General features: G+C 56.9%; 18 protein-coding genes and 1 pseudogene. 14 read left to right on the top strand and 5 right to left on the bottom strand.

What is annotated here, in order from left to right; all coding sequences use genetic code 11:
* The 3 genes from malZ to ACOTX2_RS10530 all read left to right on the top strand — a co-directional run.
* On the top strand, window positions 1-996 hold a 996-nt coding region (malZ, locus tag ACOTX2_RS10540), incomplete at its 5' end, for a maltodextrin glucosidase (RefSeq protein WP_421625912.1).
* Window positions 997-1,086: 90 nt separating this feature from the next.
* Window positions 1,087-3,696: a DUF2339 domain-containing protein gene (locus ACOTX2_RS10535; RefSeq protein ID WP_063147908.1), complete on the top strand. Its 2,610-nt coding sequence runs from the start codon at window positions 1,087-1,089 to the stop codon at window positions 3,694-3,696.
* The gene (locus ACOTX2_RS10530; RefSeq protein ID WP_063147909.1) at window positions 3,693-5,072 is read left to right on the top strand and encodes a DUF3999 domain-containing protein; all 1,380 of its coding nucleotides are present in this window, start codon (window positions 3,693-3,695) and stop codon (window positions 5,070-5,072) included. Before ACOTX2_RS10535 ends, ACOTX2_RS10530 begins: the two co-directional genes overlap by 4 nt.
* Before the next feature lie 48 nt (window positions 5,073-5,120).
* Here ACOTX2_RS10530 and ACOTX2_RS10525 read toward each other — a convergent pair whose 3' ends face one another.
* On the bottom strand, window positions 5,121-5,723 hold the full coding sequence (locus tag ACOTX2_RS10525) for a peroxiredoxin C (RefSeq protein ID WP_003859113.1): 603 nt from the start codon (window positions 5,721-5,723) through the stop codon (window positions 5,121-5,123).
* Between the two features lie 127 nt (window positions 5,724-5,850).
* On the bottom strand, window positions 5,851-6,432 hold the full coding sequence (gene acpH, locus ACOTX2_RS10520) for an ACP phosphodiesterase (RefSeq protein ID WP_022647220.1): 582 nt from the start codon (window positions 6,430-6,432) through the stop codon (window positions 5,851-5,853).
* 92 nt (window positions 6,433-6,524) lie between these two features.
* Here acpH and queA point away from each other — a divergent pair, with 92 nt between their 5' ends.
* From queA to ACOTX2_RS10490, 6 genes and pseudogenes are all read left to right on the top strand, one after another.
* Entirely contained in the window at window positions 6,525-7,595 is a 1,071-nt protein-coding gene (gene queA, locus ACOTX2_RS10515; RefSeq protein WP_063147910.1) for a tRNA preQ1(34) S-adenosylmethionine ribosyltransferase-isomerase QueA, read from the top strand.
* Between the two features lie 53 nt (window positions 7,596-7,648).
* On the top strand, window positions 7,649-8,776 hold the full coding sequence (gene tgt / locus ACOTX2_RS10510) for a tRNA guanosine(34) transglycosylase Tgt (RefSeq protein ID WP_003859110.1): 1,128 nt from the start codon (window positions 7,649-7,651) through the stop codon (window positions 8,774-8,776).
* A 22-nt stretch (window positions 8,777-8,798) separates the two neighbouring features.
* Window positions 8,799-9,131 carry a preprotein translocase subunit YajC gene (gene yajC, locus ACOTX2_RS10505; protein WP_003859109.1) on the top strand — a complete coding sequence of 111 codons (333 nt, stop codon included), beginning with the start codon at window positions 8,799-8,801 and terminating at the stop codon, window positions 9,129-9,131.
* A 27-nt stretch (window positions 9,132-9,158) separates the two neighbouring features.
* Window positions 9,159-11,006 (top strand): protein translocase subunit SecD, encoded by a 1,848-nt coding sequence (secD, locus tag ACOTX2_RS10500; protein WP_032621613.1) that lies wholly within the window; start codon window positions 9,159-9,161, stop codon window positions 11,004-11,006.
* A gap of 10 nt (window positions 11,007-11,016) precedes the next feature.
* Window positions 11,017-11,988, top strand: coding sequence for a protein translocase subunit SecF (secF, locus tag ACOTX2_RS10495; protein ID WP_003859105.1), 972 nt, complete (start codon window positions 11,017-11,019; stop codon window positions 11,986-11,988).
* Between the two features lie 70 nt (window positions 11,989-12,058).
* Window positions 12,059-12,169: pseudogene (locus tag ACOTX2_RS10490) on the top strand (DNA-binding transcriptional regulator); the annotation flags it as partial.
* 88 nt (window positions 12,170-12,257) lie between these two features.
* Here ACOTX2_RS10490 and ACOTX2_RS10485 read toward each other — a convergent pair.
* Entirely contained in the window at window positions 12,258-13,142 is an 885-nt protein-coding gene (locus ACOTX2_RS10485; protein WP_032621817.1) for a nucleoside-specific channel-forming protein Tsx, read from the bottom strand.
* 268 nt (window positions 13,143-13,410) lie between these two features.
* Window positions 13,411-13,950, bottom strand: coding sequence for a DUF3251 domain-containing protein (locus tag ACOTX2_RS10480; protein WP_080460819.1), 540 nt, complete (start codon window positions 13,948-13,950; stop codon window positions 13,411-13,413).
* 152 nt (window positions 13,951-14,102) lie between these two features.
* On the opposite strand from ACOTX2_RS10480, the gene nrdR reads away from it, so the two are divergent.
* The 5 genes from nrdR (at window position 14,103) to thiL (ending at window position 17,708) form a co-directional block, all read left to right on the top strand.
* On the top strand, window positions 14,103-14,552 hold the full coding sequence (nrdR, locus tag ACOTX2_RS10475) for a transcriptional regulator NrdR (RefSeq protein WP_003859099.1): 450 nt from the start codon (window positions 14,103-14,105) through the stop codon (window positions 14,550-14,552).
* 4 nt (window positions 14,553-14,556) lie between these two features.
* Window positions 14,557-15,660 (top strand): bifunctional diaminohydroxyphosphoribosylaminopyrimidine deaminase/5-amino-6-(5-phosphoribosylamino)uracil reductase RibD, encoded by a 1,104-nt coding sequence (gene ribD / locus ACOTX2_RS10470; RefSeq protein WP_022647225.1) that lies wholly within the window; start codon window positions 14,557-14,559, stop codon window positions 15,658-15,660.
* Between the two features lie 87 nt (window positions 15,661-15,747).
* On the top strand, window positions 15,748-16,218 hold the full coding sequence (gene ribE / locus ACOTX2_RS10465) for a 6,7-dimethyl-8-ribityllumazine synthase (RefSeq protein WP_003859098.1): 471 nt from the start codon (window positions 15,748-15,750) through the stop codon (window positions 16,216-16,218).
* Window positions 16,219-16,239: 21 nt separating this feature from the next.
* Window positions 16,240-16,659 carry a transcription antitermination factor NusB gene (gene nusB, locus ACOTX2_RS10460; RefSeq protein WP_006809908.1) on the top strand — a complete coding sequence of 140 codons (420 nt, stop codon included), beginning with the start codon at window positions 16,240-16,242 and terminating at the stop codon, window positions 16,657-16,659.
* A 77-nt stretch (window positions 16,660-16,736) separates the two neighbouring features.
* Entirely contained in the window at window positions 16,737-17,708 is a 972-nt protein-coding gene (gene thiL, locus ACOTX2_RS10455; RefSeq protein ID WP_022647226.1) for a thiamine-phosphate kinase, read from the top strand.
* 69 nt (window positions 17,709-17,777) lie between these two features.
* On the opposite strand, the gene ACOTX2_RS10450 is transcribed toward thiL, so the two are convergent.
* Entirely contained in the window at window positions 17,778-18,752 is a 975-nt protein-coding gene (locus ACOTX2_RS10450) for an aldo/keto reductase (RefSeq protein WP_022647227.1), read from the bottom strand.
* Window positions 18,753-18,795: the final 43 nt, after the last annotated feature.

Here is an 18,795-nt window from a genome sequence, read left to right as displayed (position 1 = left end):
TCCCTCCAGCGTGACTGGTACAGTTTTGACGAGAATGGACGCGCCCTGGACTGGCTGGGCTACCCGAGTCTGCCGAAGCTCGATTTCCAGTCGTCAACGCTTGTGAATGAAATCTACGGCGGCGAAGACAGCATCGTGCGCCACTGGCTGAAAGCGCCGTGGAATATGGACGGCTGGCGGCTGGACGTGGTGCATATGCTGGGTGAAGCAGGCGGGGCGCGGAATAACCTTCAGCATGTCGCCGCCATTACCCGGTCGGCAAAAGCGGCCCGGTCGGAAGCATTCGTCTTCGGGGAGCACTTTGGCGACGCGCGTCAGTGGTTGCAGGCAGATGCAGAAGACGCGTCGATGAATTATCGCGGCTTCACCTTCCCGCTGTGGGGCTTCCTCGCTAACACCGATATCTCTTACGATCCGCAGCATATTGACGCCGAAACCTGCATGGCGTGGATGGAGAACTATCGCGCTGGCCTGTCTCATCAGCAGCAGCTTCGGATGTTTAACCAGCTCGACAGCCACGATACCGCGCGCTTTAAATCGCTGCTGGGTAAAGATGTGGCGCGTCTGCCGCTGGCGGTGACCTGGCTTTTCACCTGGCCGGGCGTGCCGTGCATCTATTACGGAGATGAAGTGGGGCTGGACGGTAACAACGATCCGTTCTGCCGCAAAACCTTCCCATGGGAGCCTGAAAAGCAGGATCAGGATCTGTTCAGCCTGTACCAGCGTATGGCGACACTACGCAAGCAGAGCCAGGCCCTGCGCTACGGGGGCTGTCAGGTGATGTACGCCCAAGATAATGTGGTGGTGTTTGTCCGCGTCTACAACCAGCAGCGCGTGCTGGTGGCGATCAACCGGGGTGAGGCGTGTGAAGTGGTGCTGGAAGATTCACCGCTGCTGGCCGGTAAAACGTGGAAGAGCAAAGAGGGGAAAGCGACGTTACAGGAGAACGTGCTCACGCTGCCGGCGATCTCCGCTACGGTCTGGTTCGGCAGCTAAGCGCAGGCAGCATGGTTTTCACCTTTTAGATGGCGCAAATGCAACTATTTGTGTCAATCTTAACGGATCTTTTACGGTGAAGGTGGAAACATGGACGAGCTTTACATCCTTGGCTGTTTGTTCCTGGTTTTTGCGCTGGTCGTGGCCCCCGTGCTTGCGGTGATAGGCTTTAATCGAAGCACGGCGGCGCGGCAGGAGATCGCCCGGCTTCGCCAGCGCATTGAGGCGCTTGAGCAGCATGGTGTAGCTGAGAAAGCGCCGGAGCCGGTGCAGACCGCCGCGCCAGTGGAGACACCAGCGCCGGTGCCAGAGGCCGTTAACGCACCTGTCGATCCCTGGCGTCCCGAACCGCCCGTCACTGAAGCAGAACCTGCGCCTGTCCCGGCGGCAAAACGGCCTTCCGCCTTTGGCGGCATCCTGTCCTCGCTGACGCGCTGGTTTATGCAGGGCAATCCGCTGGCAAAACTGGGGATTGTACTGCTCTTCCTCGGCCTCTCTTTCCTGCTGCGCTATACCGTTGAACATTCACTGTTTCCGCTTGAGCTGCGTCTTGCCGCCACGGCGCTGTTTGCCATGGTTCTGCTGGCCGTTGGATGGCGGCTGCGGCACAGGCAGCGGATCTACGCGCTGATCCTCCAGGGCGGGGCGACCGGCGTGCTTTACCTGACCGTCTTTGGCGCATTCCGGCTGTGGCAGATGCTGCCGATGACGCTGGCGTTTGCGCTGCTGGTGGTGATTTGCGCGGCGAGCGTCGGGCTGGCCGTGCTGCAAAAGGCGCTGAGCCTTGCCATGCTGGCGAGCCTGGGCGGATATCTTGCGCCGCTGCTCCTGTCTACCGGGGGCGGTAGCTTTGTGGCGCTGTTCTCCTTCTATCTTCTGCTCTCCATCGGCATTCTCGTCATCAGCATCTGGCAGCACTGGCGCGAGCTCAACCTGCTCGGGCTGCTCTTCACGTTTGGCGTTGGCGGAGTGTGGGGGCTGAGCGACTACCAGCCTGAAAACTATGTTATCTGTCAGCTGTTCCTGATTGCCAATACGCTTATTTTTGGCGTGTTTAGCGTAGCGCTGTCGCTGCGGGCGCAGGAAAAAGGCAAACAGATTATTGACGGCGTACTGCTGTTTGCCCCGCCGCTGATTGGTTTTGGGATGCAGTACGGCATGACGTCGCACTGGACGTACGGCCCGGCACTCAGCGCGCTGGGTTATGGTGCGTTTTATCTCTCACTGGCGTTCCTCGCGCTGCGACGTTACCCCTCCATTGGGCGACCACTGATTATGGCGGCGCTGGCGATTGGCGGCGGGTTTGCCACGCTTGCCATTCCGCTGGCGCTTTCGGCGCGCTGGACGGCGATGGCCTGGGCGCTGGAGGGGCTGGGTATCCTCTGGCTGGGCGTGCAACAGCAGCAGCGGCGTATGAGCTATAGCGGGACGGCGCTGCTGGTGCTGGCGCTCGGCAGCGCGATATGGGCGCAGATGGACGGCGTCACCTCCCTGAGCCTGCTGCTTATTTTCGCAGTGCTCAGTCTTTGCTGGCTGGCTGCGGCCTGGCTGTGGCAGAAAATCGTGCTGTCGGGCAGTTGGGCGCTGCTGGTCGGTGGGCTGCTGTTCTGGTTAGTGGCGCAACTGGGTGCGTCGCAACTGATCCTCAAGACAGAATTATCGGTTCTTGCGGGCGTGCTGGCGCTGACGGCGGTGTCGGCCTGGGGATGGCGGCAGGCTGCCGCTCGTCTGGCATGGCGGGAGCTGGATGCCAGCAAATGGCTGCTGTGGCCGGTGATGCTGCTGATGGTGCTTTATCAGGTCTGGCAACAGCAGATCCTGGCAGCCGGCTGGGCAAATCTGGCCTGGGCTATTGCGCTGCCTGCCGCCCTGATGATGCTGCGGCGCGACGAAGATAAACTTCTTCCGCGCATCGCAATGGGGCTGCATCTGTCGCTGTTGTGGATGATTTTACTCGCCATGGCCGCCGAGCTTTACTGGTTTGCCCGCTCCCTGCCATGGGGCATGGCGGCCTGGGGAAGCGGCATTGCGATGGCTGTCGGCGGTGGGGTGATTATGGCGCTCTCCGCGGCCGTACGGCGTCGCGGGTGGCCGTTCCGGGTATGGCCTGCGCTCTACGCCTGCCTTGCCGTGATCCCTGTGGTTATGGCGCTGGTGGTATTGCTGGTCGTGACTAATTTCCAGGACGGGGTAGTCTATCGACAGACCTGGCTGCCGCTGGTGAACCCGCTTGAGGAAGGGGCGGCGTTCGCGCTGCTGGGGCTGGTGGTGTTTTATCGGGTAGTGGATCGCCACTATCCGGCATCGCTTGCTCAGTCCCGACCGTGGCCCGCCGTTGTGCTGATGGCGCTTGGCTTCTGGTGGCTAAACGGCGCGCTGCTGCGCGCGCTGGCGTGGTACGGCGAGGTGGCCTGGAATATGGAGTCGCTGTGGCATTCGCGGCTTATCCAGACCACCTTTGCCCTGTTCTGGATGTTCTGCGCGCTGGTGGTCATGATCCGCGCCACCCGTCAGGCCTCCCGTCAGCAGTGGCTTGCCGGTGCGGTGCTGCTGGGAGTGGTCATGCTCAAACTGATGCTGGTGGACAGCGCGGGCGGTGGCGGCCTGGCGCGTGCTGTCGCGTTTATTGGCGTGGCGATCCTGGTCCTGATTGTGGGCTATTTCTCGCCGCTACCGCCTAAAGCAGGAGAAGAAAAATGAAATGGATGAATGCGGTTGTTTGTGCGGCACTGCTGGCCGTGGCCGGTCCGGTATTCAGCGAGGGCGCGCCGGTGGAATCCCCGCGGGATTATGCCTATGGCCTGTCCCTTGATACCTCTGCCTCTTCGCCGTGGTATCGGGTCATGCTGCCGCTGGCGGTTTATCAGCAGAGCACATCGCCCGATCTGCGCGACGTGCGCGTGTTTAATCAGTCGGGCGAGCCGGTACCGTTCAGCCTGGTTACCACGACGCGTCCGCAGCCGGCACCGACCACCACGGCGCTGCGCCTCTTTGCGCTTAACGCCTCGACGGGCGGGGAAGAGGGCAGTGGCGATAAAATTATGTTACGTGCCAGAAACGGCGTGGAGATTTTGCTGGAAGGGCAACACGCGGCGGCTGCCGGACAGCACTATCTGCTGACCCTGCCGGAAAACGCGACGGAGGTTCCGCTCTCTCAGCTCCAGCTTTTCTGGGACACGCCGCAGGGCTCGTGGCAGGGGACGGCATCGGTCTATTACAGCGAGGATCTAAAAAACTGGTATACCCTGCGCGAAGAGATGCCCCTGCTGGACGTGATGAGTGGACAGGATCGCCTGAAGCTCGACCGCATCGATACCGATCTGGTGTTATCTCCTGAGGCGAATCGCTATCTGCTGCTGGTGCTGAACTCGGGGCGTTCAGCCCTGACGTTAACCGGCGTCAACGCGATTAACGCTCCTGCGCAGCCGGAATCAGAGCACATTAGCCTGGCGGGAGAGGGGGAGCGGCTATCCGATAGCGAAGCCGTGTGGCGCTGGAAACATCCGCAGCCTCTGAGTGCGATCGGCTTCATGCTGAATGGCGACGGCGTTCTCCCGGCAGAAATAGCCTGGCGGGGGGCGGACAAGGATCGGTGGCATACGCTGAAAAAAGAGGTGATCTACCAGCTCGGCGGCAAAACGTCTGAACCTGTTCCGCTCCCGGGCGGGCTGGTCGAGGCGGTAAAAATCAAGACCTACAATGCGCGTTTGCCAGAGAACCTGCCGGGCGTGATCGGGCAACGCGTGCGCTATGATCTGGTGTTCAACGCGCAGGGGAAGGGGCCGTATCTGCTTGCGTGGGGGAACGGGGCTGCGAAACCGGCAAGCGTGGAGACGGATATGCTGATCCCGACCGAACTGCGTAAAACCTACGCTCTGGCAGCCCTGCCGATGGCGGATACGCTGGAACCTGTCCCGCTGGGCGGCGAGGCGCGTTTAACCGCGACGTCTGCGGCTGAGCAGGAAAGCAGAATGAAAACGCTGATGGTCTGGGGCGTACTGATCGTCGGGGTGATGGTGCTTGCGGGTATGGCATGGCGCATCTGGCGCGAGGTAAAAAAAGACGGCGCAGCATAAGCCATAAAAAAACCCGCGTAGTCGCGGGTTTTTCGTAAACCGTGCCGATTACAGGCTGGATACGTTCTCAGACAGGTATTTAGCTACGCCGTCTGGGGAAGCCGCCATACCTTCTTTACCTTTTTCCCACTGAGCCGGGCACACTTCACCGTGCTCTTCGTGGAACTGGAGCGCGTCAACCATGCGCAGCATTTCGTCGATGTTACGACCCAGCGGCAGATCGTTCACAACCTGGTGACGAACGATGCCGTTCGCGTCGATCAGGAAAGAACCACGCAGCGCAACGCCAGCGTCCGGATGTTCGATACCGTAAGCCTGCTGGATTTCGCGTTTGATGTCCGCAACCATCGCGTATTTCACCGCACCGATGCCGCCGTTTTCGACAGGGGTGTTACGCCATGCGTTGTGTACAAATTCAGAGTCGAAGGAGACGCCAACCACTTCCACGCCACGCTTCTGGAATTCTTCGTAACGTTTGTCGAACGCGATCAGCTCAGACGGGCAAACGAAAGTGAAGTCCATTGGCCAGAAGAACAGAACGGTCGCTTTACCGTTGGTGTGCTGTTTGAAGTTGAAGTTTTCAACGATTTCACCGTTGCCCAGAACGGCGGCAGCTGTAAAATCCGGAGCCGGACGAGTTACCAGAACCATATGATTCTCCTGTAGATACTAAGGTTATTTGGAACGCAACGCGGGCCAGTATAGAGGCAGCGCGGGAATAAGACAAAGAGGTGGTAACAATCGTTCCACCAGCTTTTACCTATCAATCGAACCGGCATCACAGTTCTTTATTTTTCGCCTGCGCCATCATGCGCGGGTAGAACTGCCAGAAGCGCGTTTCCAGCGCGTCATAATGTTTGTCCAGGTCGTGCCAGGAGTCGCGCAGCGCGTCCAGACGCGGTCGACGGCTGGCCATGCCGTTGAGCACGTTCTGAATGAAATCCATCTCGCGGTAACGCTCCAGCCAGCGTTCAGACCACAGATAGTTATTCAGATTCACAAAGCGCGGTGGGGAGTCCGGCAAAATGATCGACACCTGCGCGTGGGCGTAGCGCACAAACTCAGGCAGCGACATATCAGGCGACAGCTGGGACCAGTGGCGCGACAGGAAATGATCCCACATGACGTCGAGCGTGATCGGCGCCACGCGTCGCGTTTCGGGGCGGAACCAGGCTTTGGCTTCCGTCACTTCCGGCAGGTTATCGGTCAGCACGTCGATGCGGCGGTGCATAAAAATCCCGTCGATAACCTCGGGGGAATAATCTTCCGCGGGGTTGCCGCGTACGAAATCGGCCAGCAAATTGCCGGAGAGGGAGCTGTCCGCGAGGTGAGCGAGATGCAGGTGAGCGAGAAAATTCATGCGTTTTATTCGTCCGGTGGCGGCTAGTTGTTGCAGCAAAAGGGTGTGAGCACTAGACTATGCCGCCTGTTTTTAAGTCACGAGTATACGTCATGCGCGTCGCCGATTTCTCCTTTGAACTACCTGAATCCCTGATTGCTCACTACCCCGTGCCTGAGCGTAGCAGCTGTCGCTTGCTGTCACTGGACGGGCCAACGGGCGCGCTGACGCACGGTACTTTCACCGATCTGCTCGACAAGCTCAACCCTGGCGATCTGCTGGTCTTTAACAATACCCGCGTGATCCCAGCGCGTCTGTTTGGCCGTAAAGCCAGCGGCGGCAAGATTGAGGTGCTGGTCGAACGTATGCTCGATGATAAACGTATTCTGGCACATATTCGCGCATCCAAAGCGCCGAAGCCGGGCGCTGAACTGCTGCTGGGTGATGACGAGAGCATCAAAGCGACCATGACCGCGCGTCACGACGCGCTGTTCGAGGTGGAGTTTAACGACGAGCGCACGGTGCTTGATATCCTCAACGCCATCGGCCACATGCCGCTGCCGCCGTACATTGAACGCCCGGATGAAGAAGCCGACCGCGAGCTGTATCAGACCGTCTACAGCCAGAAGCCTGGCGCAGTGGCGGCGCCAACGGCGGGCCTGCACTTTGATGAACCGCTGCTGGAAAAGTTGCGCGCCAAGGGTATTGAGATGGCCTTCGTGACGCTGCACGTCGGCGCGGGGACGTTCCAGCCGGTGCGCGTGGACAGCATCGAAGACCACATCATGCACTCTGAGTATGCCGAAGTGCCGCAGGAGGTTGTGGATGCGGTGCTGGCGGCGAAAGCGCGCGGTAGCCGCGTCGTGGCCGTCGGTACAACGTCGGTACGTTCCCTTGAGAGCGCTGCGCAGGCCGCGAAAAAAGAGCTGATTGAGCCCTTCTTTGGCGATACGCAGATCTTTATCTACCCGGGCTATCAGTACAAAGTCATTGATGCGCTGGTGACCAACTTCCATCTGCCTGAATCGACGCTGATTATGCTGGTCTCCGCGTTTGCGGGGTATCAGCATACGATGAACGCCTACAAGTCTGCGGTAGAACAAAAATATCGCTTTTTTAGCTACGGCGACGCGATGTTTATCACGTACAATCCGCAGGCTTTGAATGAGCGTGTCGGGGAATAAGTCCGCGGCACCGTGTTACAACGTTGGACTGTTTTTCTGACGTCGGAGAAAAAATGAAATTTGAACTCGATACCACCGATGGCCGCGCGCGTCGCGGTCGCCTGGTGTTTGATCGCGGCGTGGTAGAAACCCCCGCGTTTATGCCTGTGGGCACGTACGGCACCGTAAAAGGAATGACGCCGGAAGAAGTTGAAGCCACTGGCGCACAGATTATTCTCGGCAACACCTTCCACCTGTGGCTGCGTCCAGGCCAGGAGATCATGAAGCTCCACGGCGACCTGCACGACTTCATGCAGTGGAAAGGCCCCATCCTCACCGACTCCGGCGGTTTCCAGGTCTTCAGCCTGGGCGATATCCGTAAGATCACCGAGCAGGGCGTACACTTCCGTAACCCGATCAACGGCGATCCAATCTTCCTCGATCCGGAAAAGTCTATGGAGATTCAGTACGATCTCGGCTCCGATATCGTGATGATCTTCGACGAATGTACGCCATACCCGGCGGACTGGGACTATGCCAAACGTTCCATGGAGATGTCCCTGCGTTGGGCGAAGCGTAGCCGCGACCGTTTTGACTCCCTGCAAAACAAAAATGCGCTGTTCGGCATTATCCAGGGCAGCGTTTACGAAGATTTACGCGATATCTCGGTTAAAGGTCTGGTAGAGATAGGCTTTGATGGCTACGCTGTCGGCGGTTTGGCTGTGGGTGAGCCGAAGGAAGATATGCACCGTATTCTGGAGCATGTCTGCCCGCAAATCCCGGCGGATAAACCACGATACCTGATGGGTGTGGGTAAACCAGAAGATCTGGTGGAAGGCGTACGTCGCGGCATTGATATGTTCGACTGCGTTATGCCAACCCGAAACGCACGTAACGGTCATCTGTTCGTTACCGATGGCGTGGTGAAAATCCGTAACGCGAAGCATAAGAGTGACACCAGCCCGCTCGATTCCGAGTGCGATTGCTATACCTGTCGCAATTATTCTCGCGCGTATCTGCATCATCTCGATCGTTGCAACGAGATTTTGGGGGCGCGTCTCAATACCATTCATAATCTTCGTTATTATCAGCGCTTAATGGCTGGTTTACGTAAGGCTATCGAAGAGGGTAAATTAGAGAGCTTCGTGACCGATTTCTACCAACGTCAGGGGCGGGATGTTCCACCGTTGAACGTTGATTAATTTTAATAATGAGGGAATTTGAATGAGCTTTTTTATTTCTGATGCGGTAGCAGCAACGGGTGCACCAGCGCAGGGCAGCCCGATGTCTCTGATTCTGATGCTGGTTGTGTTCGGTCTGATCTTCTACTTCATGATCCTGCGTCCACAGCAGAAGCGTACTAAAGAGCACAAAAACCTGATGAACTCCATCGCGAAGGGCGATGAAGTCCTGACCAATGGTGGCCTGGTGGGTCGCGTAACCAAAGTAGCGGAAAACGGCTACATTGCTATCGCCCTGAACGACACCACTGAAGTGGTTATCAAACGTGACTTCGTAGCTGCCGTTCTGCCGAAAGGCACCATGAAGGCGCTGTAATCCCAACTTTTCCCAAAGGGAACTGCCGTGTTAAACCGTTATCCTTTGTGGAAGTACATCATGCTGGTCGTCGTGATTATCGTCGGCCTGCTGTACGCGCTTCCCAACCTGTATGGTGAGGATCCGGCCGTTCAAATCACTGGCGCGCGCGGTGTCGCCGCCAGTGAGCAAACGCTGATCCAGGTCCAGAAAACGTTACAAGAAGAAAAAATTACCGCTAAGTCTGTGGCACTGGAAGAGGGCGCAATTCTTGCTCGCTTCGACACCACCGACACGCAGCTCCGCGCACGTGAAGCGCTGATGGGCGTGCTGGGTGATAAATATGTCGTGGCGCTTAACCTTGCTCCTGCAACCCCACGCTGGCTGGCTGCGCTGAACGCAGAGCCAATGAAACTGGGTCTTGACCTGCGTGGCGGCGTTCACTTCCTGATGGAAGTGGATATGGATACCGCGCTCGGCAAGCTACAGGAACAGAATATCGACAGCCTGCGCAGCGATCTGCGCGATAAAGGCATTCCGTACACCACCGTACGTAAAGAAGATAACTACGGCATGAGCATCACGTTCCGCGACAGCGCGGCACGCGATCAGGCTGTGACCTATCTGTCTCAACGTCACCGCGATCTGGTGATCACCTCTCAGGGCAGCAACCAGCTGCGTGCGGTAATGACCGACGCGCGTCTGAGTGAAGCACGTGAGTACGCCGTTCAGCAGAACATTAACATTCTGCGTAACCGTGTAAACCAGCTGGGCGTGGCTGAGCCACTGGTACAGCGTCAGGGTGCTGACCGTATCGTGGTCGAACTGCCAGGTATCCAGGATACCGCCCGTGCGAAAGAGATTCTGGGTGCGACGGCGACTCTGGAGTTCCGTCTGGTTAACGCCAACGTTGACCAGGCTGCTGCGGCTTCAGGCCGTGTGCCGGGCGATTCCGAAGTGAAACAGACCCGCGAAGGCCAGCCGGTTGTGCTGTACAAACGCGTGATCCTGACCGGTGACCATATCACCGACTCCACTTCAAGCCAGGATGAGTACAACCAGCCGCAGGTTAACATCTCGCTGGACAGCGCAGGTGGCAACATCATGTCTAACTTCACCAAGGACAACATCGGCAAGCCGATGGCGACCCTGTTCGTGGAGTACAAAGACAGCGGTAAGAAAGACGCCAATGGCCGTGCCGTGCTGGTGAAAGAGGAAGAGGTGATTAACATCGCCAACATCCAGTCTCGTCTGGGTAACAGCTTCCGTATTACCGGTATCAGCAACCCGAACGAAGCGCGTCAGCTCTCTCTGCTGCTGCGTGCCGGTGCGCTGATTGCGCCAATTCAGATTGTTGAAGAGCGTACCATCGGTCCAACCCTGGGTATGCAGAACATCAAGCAGGGTCTGGAAGCGTGTCTGGCCGGTCTGGCGGTGTCCATCATCTTCATGATCTTCTTCTATAAGAAGTTCGGCCTGATTGCGACCTCCGCGCTGATTGCCAACCTGGTGCTGATCATCGGTATCATGTCCCTGCTGCCGGGGGCGACGCTAACCATGCCGGGTATCGCGGGTATCGTTCTAACCCTTGCGGTGGCGGTCGACGCCAACGTACTGATAAACGAACGTATTAAAGAAGAGCTGAGCAACGGTCGTTCTGTACAGCAGGCGATTGAAGAAGGCTACAAAGGGGCGTTCAGCTCCATCTTCGATGCGAACGTAACAACACTGATTAAGGTTCTTATCCTGTATGCAGTGGGTACTGGCGCGATCAAAGGCTTTGCGATTACTACCGGTATCGGTGTCGCAACGTCGATGTTTACCGCTATTGTCGGCACCCGTGCCATCGTGAACCTGCTGTACGGCGGCAAGCGCGTCAAAAAGCTGTCTATCTGAGGAGTGCGTTGTGGCACAGGAATATACTGTTGAACAATTGAACCACGGCCGTAAAGTCTGGGACTTTATGCGCTGGGACTACTGGGCCTTCGGCATTTCAGGTTTTCTGCTGATCTTGTCCATCGTCATTATGGGCGTGAAAGGCTTTAACTGGGGTCTGGATTTCACCGGTGGTACGGTGATCGAAATTACCCTGGAAAAACCGGTCGATATGGACCAGATGCGTGAGTCTCTGCAAAAAGCGGGCTTTGAAGAGCCGCTGCTACAGAACTTCGGCAGCAGCCGCGACATCATGGTGCGTATGCCGCCGGTACACGATGCCAACGGCAGCCAGGAGCTGGGCAGCAAGGTCGTTCAGGTTATTAACGAAACGACCAGCCAGGATGCAACGGTTAAGCGTATTGAGTTTGTCGGCCCGAGCGTTGGTGCTGACCTGGCACAGACCGGTGCGATGGCGCTGCTGGTGGCGCTGATCTCGATTCTGATTTACGTCGGTTTCCGCTTTGAGTGGCGACTGGCGGCAGGCGTGGTTATCGCTCTGGCGCACGACGTGGTGATCACCATGGGCATACTGTCTCTCTTCCACATTGAGATTGACCTGACGATTGTGGCATCCCTGATGTCCGTTATCGGTTACTCACTGAACGACAGTATCGTGGTATCTGACCGTATTCGTGAAAACTTCCGTAAGATCCGTCGCGGCACGCCGTACGAAATCTTTAACGTGTCGTTGACCCAGACGCTGCACCGTACGTTGATCACCTCCGGCACCACCCTGATGGTGATCCTGATGCTGTTCCTGTTCGGGGGCCCGGTGTTGGAAGGCTTCTCGCTGACCATGCTGATCGGTGTGTCTATCGGTACGGCCTCGTCTATCTACGTCGCGTCCGCGCTGGCGCTGAAGCTGGGCATGAAGCGCGAGCATCTGATCCAGCAGAAAGTCGAGAAAGAAGGGGCGGATCAGCCGTCCATTCTGCCGTAAGAGTCTTATGCGGTATCGAAATCCCGGCCTGCTGGCCGGGATTTTTTTTGTCTATTCCTGACAGTATGCATATCGCTGCTTCCGGCTCGACAGGTGCCTCAATATTGTGCAGACGGAGAGACGCTTTAGCGAAAGTGCGGACAGAGCTCTGGCAGATTTTTTGCGGAAGGTGAAGCAGTAAAAAGCCGGGTGGCGTCTACGCCTTACCCGGCCTACATTCGGATCGTAGGCCCGGCAAGCGCAGCGCCACCGGGCGAAGTCCGCACAGGTTAGAAGTTGTAACCCACGACCAGGTAACCACCCCAACCGGTAGAGCGAACGCTGAAGTCGCCGTTGCCGAAGTTCAGGCTGGCGTCGTCGTTCCACTGGCCACCGTTGTGCCAGTAACGCGCAACAACAGAGTAGTGCCAGTGATCGTAGTTCAGCGCCAGAATGTGGCTGGAGGCGATGGAGTTACTGGTACGAGCATGCTTCCCGTTGTTGTCATAGAAGTTATCGTCGCCCAGGTCTGAACCCCAGTCAAAGTTGGTGAAGCCGATATAGCTCAGGTTACCGCCCCACAGCTGAGTGATTGGCACAAAGTATTTCACTTTGAAACGGTAGCCATCCCACTCGTTCTCATTTGATGCGCCATAGTTCTGCCACTGGTATTTCGCATACACGTTCAGTGACAGGCTCATTGGCAGGCCGGTTTCGATGTCAGTGCCCAGACCCATATACCAGGTGCTCTGTTCCTGAGAATCGTTGCGACCCATGTCATAGATGTAGTTGTTCGCGAAGTACCACTCTTTGAACGGACCAAACGCCAGGCTGGTGCCGGTCAGTTTGTCGATAGAGAAACGCGGTTCGATTTCCATGAACAGCGGGGAGCCATTGTTCCAGATACCTTTCGCATCGGAGTTACCGCCGAAGAATACCGGCAGATCGACGTAGCCGTAGAAATCAAACCAGTCTTTCTTGGCAAACGCTTCGTATTCCAGGTAGGTATCGTTGCGGATCTGCGGCCCGAAACGGGTGTGGTAGCTGCCTACCACGTTAACGCTCTGGTGCCACCAGTCGGAGAGATATTGTGGTTTGTCGTTTTCCGCTGCGTTAACAGTGAAAGAGGAGGACAGTGCCAGCACGGCGCCAGCTGCGAGTAATGTTTTTTTCATAATCATGCCACTGATTGAAATTCCCTTCCGGGAGTGAAAAATGCGCGAATTGCGTTTCTAAATATTTCGTGTTTCTGCGGAGCCTATTATAGGAATCCTTGCTCACAAAAATATGTGTTGTTTCACATATCTCTCACATACGTAATCGATTGCGTTCACGTTTGCGTACTTTAAACGGCCGGGATTGTAGCGGCAATCATTTATGTTGCCAATCCATACGAAATGTAAATGTTAGCGGAGTGACATTTCACTCCGCTAGAAGGGCGGGTTATTGCGCGGCAGGTTGAATGTCGTGAATGCGGATAAAACCCAACTGTTCTGGCGTCAGTCCGCTCAGCTGGAGCGGGATATCAACATCGCTCGGTGCCAGCGTGCTGGCGGGGGCGGTGAAGAGCCGATTCTTCACGTTCACCTCCTGATAGCTCTCCGTGGTGCCCTGAATCTGGCCCCACTCTACGGTGCCGCTGAAGGCGGGAAGCGGATCGTTGGATTCACCCTGAATGCGTAATGTTGCGCGCGTACCATCGGCATTCGCTGCAACATTCACCAGAGACATCTTTAGCGTGCCAATCTGGCTGTTCAGACGCGCGGGCGTGTTTGCGCCCGGCAATAAATAAACGCCATTGCTGGATTTGGCATTCAGCGCGTTCTGCTGGGTGATCTTCACGGTTTCTTTATTAAGTTTGTCCATCGCCACATTGAGCGTATTCACGCTTTGTTTCATCTCGCGAACTTCACTTTGCTGTGCGCAGGCGCTGAGCGTGAACAGGCTCCCAACCAGCACTATTTTCAGGTAACGTCTTGTCATTGCGTTTAATTCCTTGAAATCACACATTGCTGCAATGGTAGACAGGATAGTGGCGTCAGGCATAGATCCTTTGTCTCAAAAAGCTCTTCCTTTGTTGTCGGGCCAGTTCAGGGTAAAATAGAAATCAGTTAACCAGATAACAGGGACATCGTATGCATTGCCCATTTTGCTCCGCTGTGGATACCAAAGTCATCGACTCACGTCTTGTAGGCGAAGGGTCTTCCGTGCGTCGTCGTCGGCAGTGTCTGGTGTGCAACGAGCGTTTTACCACCTTCGAGGTGGCAGAGCTGGTAATGCCGCGCGTGGTAAAAAGTAACGATGTGCGCGAACCGTTCAATGAAGAAAAACTGCGTAGCGGGATGCTCAAGGCGCTGGAAAAACGGCCCGTCAGCTCCGATGACGTCGAAATGGCGTTAAATCATATTAAATCTTATCTGCGGGGGCTAGGTGAGCGCGAAGTGCCGAGCAAAATGATCGGTAACCTGGTGATGGAACAGCTGAAAAAGCTCGATAAAGTCGCCTATATTCGCTTCGCCTCCGTTTACCGCAGCTTCGAAGACATTAAAGAGTTTGGCGAAGAGATCGCCCGCTTACAGGATTAAGCCTATGCAGGACGAGATGTACATGGCGAGAGCCATGAAGCTGGCGCAGCGCGGTCGGTTTACCACTCACCCTAACCCTAATGTCGGGTGCGTCATTGTTAAAGATGGCGAGATCGTGGGTGAAGGTTTTCACTACCGCGCAGGCGAGCCGCACGCTGAAGTGCATGCCCTGCGCATGGCGGGGGAGAGGGCGCGTGGCGCGACGGCCTACGTGACGCTGGAGCCATGCAGTCATCACGGGCGCACGCCTCCGTGCTGCGAAGCACTGATTGCGGCGGGAGTCTCGCGCGTTGTCGCCGCCATGCAGGATCCTAACCCGCAGGTGGCGGGCCGCGGGCTGTATCGTCTGCAACAGGAAGGGATCGACGTCAGTCACGGCCTGATGATGCAGGATGCCGAAGCCATCAACAAAGGCTTCCTGAAGCGTATGCGCACCGGTTTCCCGTTTATCCAGCTTAAGCTTGGCGCGTCACTGGATGGCCGCACGGCGATGGCGAACGGCGAGAGCCAGTGGATCACCTCGCCACAGGCAAGGCGCGATGTGCAACGTCTGCGCGCACAAAGCCATGCTATTCTCACCAGCAGTGAAACGGTGCTGGCTGACGATCCGGTCCTGACCGTGCGCTGGGATGAGCTGAATGCCGATACCCAGGCACTCTATCCGCAGGAGAACCTGCGTCAGCCGCTGCGCATTATTATTGATAGCCAGAACCGCGTGACGCCGGAACACCGTATCGTGCAGCAACCGGGGGAAACCTGGATTGCCCGCACCAAAGAAGATACGCGCGAATGGCCGCAAGGCGTGCGCAGCATTATGGTGCCGGAACACAACGGGCATCTCGATCTGGTGGTGCTGATGATGCTGCTGGGTAAACAGCAGGTCAACAGCATCTGGGTCGAAGCAGGTCCGACGCTCGCCGGCGCGCTGCTCCAGGCAGGGCTGGTGGATGAGCTTCTGGTCTACGTTGCGCCTAAACTGTTAGGTAACGACGCGCGCGGCCTGTTTGTGCTGCCCGGCCTTGAAAAACTGGCCGATGCGCCGCAACTCTCATTCAGCGAGATTCGTCCGGTAGGCCCGGATGTCTGCCTCCATTTAACGACAGCGTAATTGCTCCTGAAATAGGGAAGCAGTGCGCAAAGTATTATGATAAAATCCGCCCCCCTGCGGGGCCAAATGAACCCGTAAAGGAAGAGTATGAACATTATTGAAGCTGCTGTAGCTACCCCGGACGCTCGCGTCGCCATCACCATTGCGCGTTTCAACAACTTCATCAACGACAGCCTGCTGGAAGGTGCGGTTGACGCCCTGAAACGTATCGGCCAGGTTAAAGATGACAACATTACCGTCGTTTGGGTACCAGGTGCTTACGAACTGCCACTGGCAGCGGGCGCGCTGGCGAAAACCGGTAAATACGACGCGGTGATTGCACTGGGTACTGTTATTCGTGGCGGCACTGCGCACTTCGAATACGTTGCGGGCGGTGCAAGCAATGGTCTGGCGCACGTTGCACAGGATGCTGAAATTCCTGTCGCGTTCGGCGTACTGACTACCGAAAGTATTGAACAAGCCATCGAACGTGCTGGCACCAAAGCCGGTAACAAAGGTGCAGAAGCTGCACTGACCGCGCTTGAAATGATCAATGTATTGAAAGCCATCAAGGCCTGATTTTTTTGTAAGGGGAATTCCGTGAAACCTGCTGCTCGTCGCCGCGCCCGTGAATGTGCCGTCCAGGCACTTTACTCCTGGCAGTTGTCCCAGAACGACATCGCTGATGTTGAATACCAGTTCCTGTCAGAACAGGACGTGAAAGACGTTGACGTTCTGTACTTCCGTGAACTGCTGTCGGGAGTGGCGACTAATAGCGCGTATCTCGATGGTCTGATGAAGCCATACCTGTCCCGTCTGCTCGAAGAGCTGGGCCAGGTCGAAAAAGCAGTGTTGCGTATCGCGCTGTTTGAGCTGTCTAAACGTGATGATGTGCCGTACAAAGTGGCCATCAACGAAGCGATCGAACTGGCAAAAACCTTCGGCGCTGAAGACAGCCACAAGTTTGTAAACGGCGTGCTGGATAAAGCCGCACCTGCGATCCGTCCCCACAAAAAGTGATCCGCAAACCGGAGTCTTGCATTGCCTTTTTGGCAGTGCGGCTCCGGTTTTTTCTTTTATTTGCTGAGGCATAACGTATGGCATGCGGCGAATTCTCCCTGATTGCCCGTTATTTCGACCGTGTCAGAACCTCTCGTCTTGATGTTGAAACCGGCATTGGCGATGACTGCGCACTTCTCAATATTCCCGAAAAACAGACGCTGGCAATCAGCACCGACACCTTAGTATGTGGGCGTCACTTCCTGCCCGATATCGATCCTGCCGACCTGGCGTATAAGGCGCTGGCGGTAAACGTTAGCGATCTGGCGGCAATGGGCGCCGACCCGGCCTGGCTGACGCTGGCTCTGACCCTGCCGGAGGTGGATGAAGCCTGGCTTGAAGCCTTCAGCGATGCCCTGTTTGAACAGCTGAATTATTACGATATGCAGCTGATTGGCGGTGATACCACCGCCGGGCCGCTGTCGATGACCCTGGCAATCCACGGCTATGTGCCAGCGGGGCGCGCGCTGAAGCGTTCGGGCGCAAAACCGGGCGACTGGATCTACGTGACCGGTACGCCGGGCGATAGCGCGGCCGGGCTGGCGATCCTTCAGAACCGTTTAGCAGTTGAAGATGCTGACGATGCGGCGTACCTGGTGAAGCGCCACCTGCGGCCCACACCGCGTATTTTGCACGGTCAGGCGCTGCGCGAGCGGGCCAGTTCTGCTATCGATCTCTCTGACGGGCTGATCTCCGATCTCGGCCATATCCTGAAGGCCAGTGGCGTGGGCGCACGGATCGATCTGGATCTGTTCCCACTGTCAGAGCCGTTGCGTCGCCATGCCGATCCTGAACAGGCGCTGCGCTGGGCACTATCCGGTGGGGAAGATTATGAGCTGTGCTTTACCGTTCCCGAGCTGAATCGCGGGACGCTGGATGTGGCGTTAGCGCATCTGGGGGCGAAATTTACCTGCATCGGGCAGGTGATGCCGGAAAGTGAAGGGCTGCTGTTTGTCCGCGACGGTGCCCCGGTTACGCTTGACTGGAAAGGGTACGATCACTTCGCGTAATTTTGTACGCTCTGTATTGCCGGGTGGCGCTGTGCTTACCCGGCCTACGGATTTTGTTCCCTGAATTGTTTATTTAAACCCTACCACCGGATGTTGCTGATACGGCGTCTCCAGCTCGGCAATCTGCTCCGGCGTCAACGATAAGTCCACCGCACTCAACAACTCGTCCAGCTGTTCTTCCCGCGATGTGCCCACAATCGGCGCGGCGACACCGCGCTTGCTCAGCAGCCACGCCAGCGCTACCTGCGCGCGCGTTGCACCGATATCGTCGGCGATCCCGGCTAATCGTTCGGCAATTAACGCATCGCTGGCTTCTGTATCGTCATACAGATTTTTACCTACTTCATCCGATACCAGCCGGGCGGTAGTTTCACCCCACGGACGGGTTAACCTTCCGCGCGCCAGCGGGCTCCACGGGATCACCGCCACGCCTTCCTGGTAGCAGAGCGGCAGCATCTCGCGTTCTTCTTCCCGGTAGATCAGGTTGTAGTGATCCTGCATAGTGACAAAGCGCGCCCAGCCATGCTGCGCCTGGAGATCGAGCGCCTGAGCAAACTGTGAGGCATGCATGGACGATGCGCCGATGTAGCGCGCTTTACCGGCTTTCACGACGTCGTTCAACGCTTCAAGCGTCTCTTCGATCGGCGTGTTGTAATCCCAGCGGTGAATTTGCAGCAGGTCGACGTAATCCATGTTCAGGCGTCTGAGGCTGTCATCAATGGAGCGCAGGATCTGTGCGCGAGAAAGGCCTTCCGCCAGATCGCCTGACGGGTAATACACCTTGGTGGCGACCACAATCTCATCCCGACGGGCAAAATCTCGCAGGGCGCGGCCCACAATCTCTTCGCTGCTGCCGTCGGAGTAGCTGTTGGCGGTATCGAAGAAGTTGATGCCGCCGTCAATGGCGCGCTTAATGATAGGGCGGCTGCTCTCTTCCGGCAGCGTCCAGGCGTGATTTCCCCGGTCAGGCTCGCCAAACGTCATGCAGCCCAGGCAAAGCCGGGACACCTTGAGGTCTGTTTTTCCTAATGTCGTGTATTGCATGGTTCCGCTCCTGCTGTTTAAACAATACGTTTAAGCATAGCAG

It is taken from the genome of Enterobacter cloacae complex sp. IR5412 (genome assembly GCF_049237385.1).
Classification (GTDB): Bacteria; Pseudomonadota; Gammaproteobacteria; order Enterobacterales; family Enterobacteriaceae; genus Enterobacter; species Enterobacter intestinihominis.
The sequence above is the reverse complement of the archived record's forward strand: the minus strand, read 5'-3'. Positions and strand labels throughout refer to the sequence as shown.

Bases quoted from the DNA above. Each gene is read 5' to 3' on its own strand.
- ACOTX2_RS10535 (WP_063147908.1), top strand. From the start codon at position 1,087: ATGGACGAGCTTTACATCCTTGGCTGTTTGTTCCTGGTTTTTGCGCTG.
- ACOTX2_RS10530 (WP_063147909.1), top strand. From the start codon at position 3,693: ATGAAATGGATGAATGCGGTTGTTTGTGCGGCACTGCTGGCCGTGGCC.
- ACOTX2_RS10525 (WP_003859113.1), bottom strand. From the start codon at position 5,723: ATGGTTCTGGTAACTCGTCCGGCTCCGGATTTTACAGCTGCCGCCGTT.
- acpH (WP_022647220.1), bottom strand. From the start codon at position 6,432: ATGAATTTTCTCGCTCACCTGCATCTCGCTCACCTCGCGGACAGCTCC.
- queA (WP_063147910.1), top strand. From the start codon at position 6,525: ATGCGCGTCGCCGATTTCTCCTTTGAACTACCTGAATCCCTGATTGCT.
- tgt (WP_003859110.1), top strand. From the start codon at position 7,649: ATGAAATTTGAACTCGATACCACCGATGGCCGCGCGCGTCGCGGTCGC.
- yajC (WP_003859109.1), top strand. From the start codon at position 8,799: ATGAGCTTTTTTATTTCTGATGCGGTAGCAGCAACGGGTGCACCAGCG.
- ACOTX2_RS10485 (WP_032621817.1), bottom strand. From the start codon at position 13,142: ATGAAAAAAACATTACTCGCAGCTGGCGCCGTGCTGGCACTGTCCTCC.
- ACOTX2_RS10480 (WP_080460819.1), bottom strand. From the start codon at position 13,950: ATGACAAGACGTTACCTGAAAATAGTGCTGGTTGGGAGCCTGTTCACG.
- nrdR (WP_003859099.1), top strand. From the start codon at position 14,103: ATGCATTGCCCATTTTGCTCCGCTGTGGATACCAAAGTCATCGACTCA.
- ribD (WP_022647225.1), top strand. From the start codon at position 14,557: ATGCAGGACGAGATGTACATGGCGAGAGCCATGAAGCTGGCGCAGCGC.
- ribE (WP_003859098.1), top strand. From the start codon at position 15,748: ATGAACATTATTGAAGCTGCTGTAGCTACCCCGGACGCTCGCGTCGCC.
- thiL (WP_022647226.1), top strand. From the start codon at position 16,737: ATGGCATGCGGCGAATTCTCCCTGATTGCCCGTTATTTCGACCGTGTC.
- ACOTX2_RS10450 (WP_022647227.1), bottom strand. From the start codon at position 18,752: ATGCAATACACGACATTAGGAAAAACAGACCTCAAGGTGTCCCGGCTT.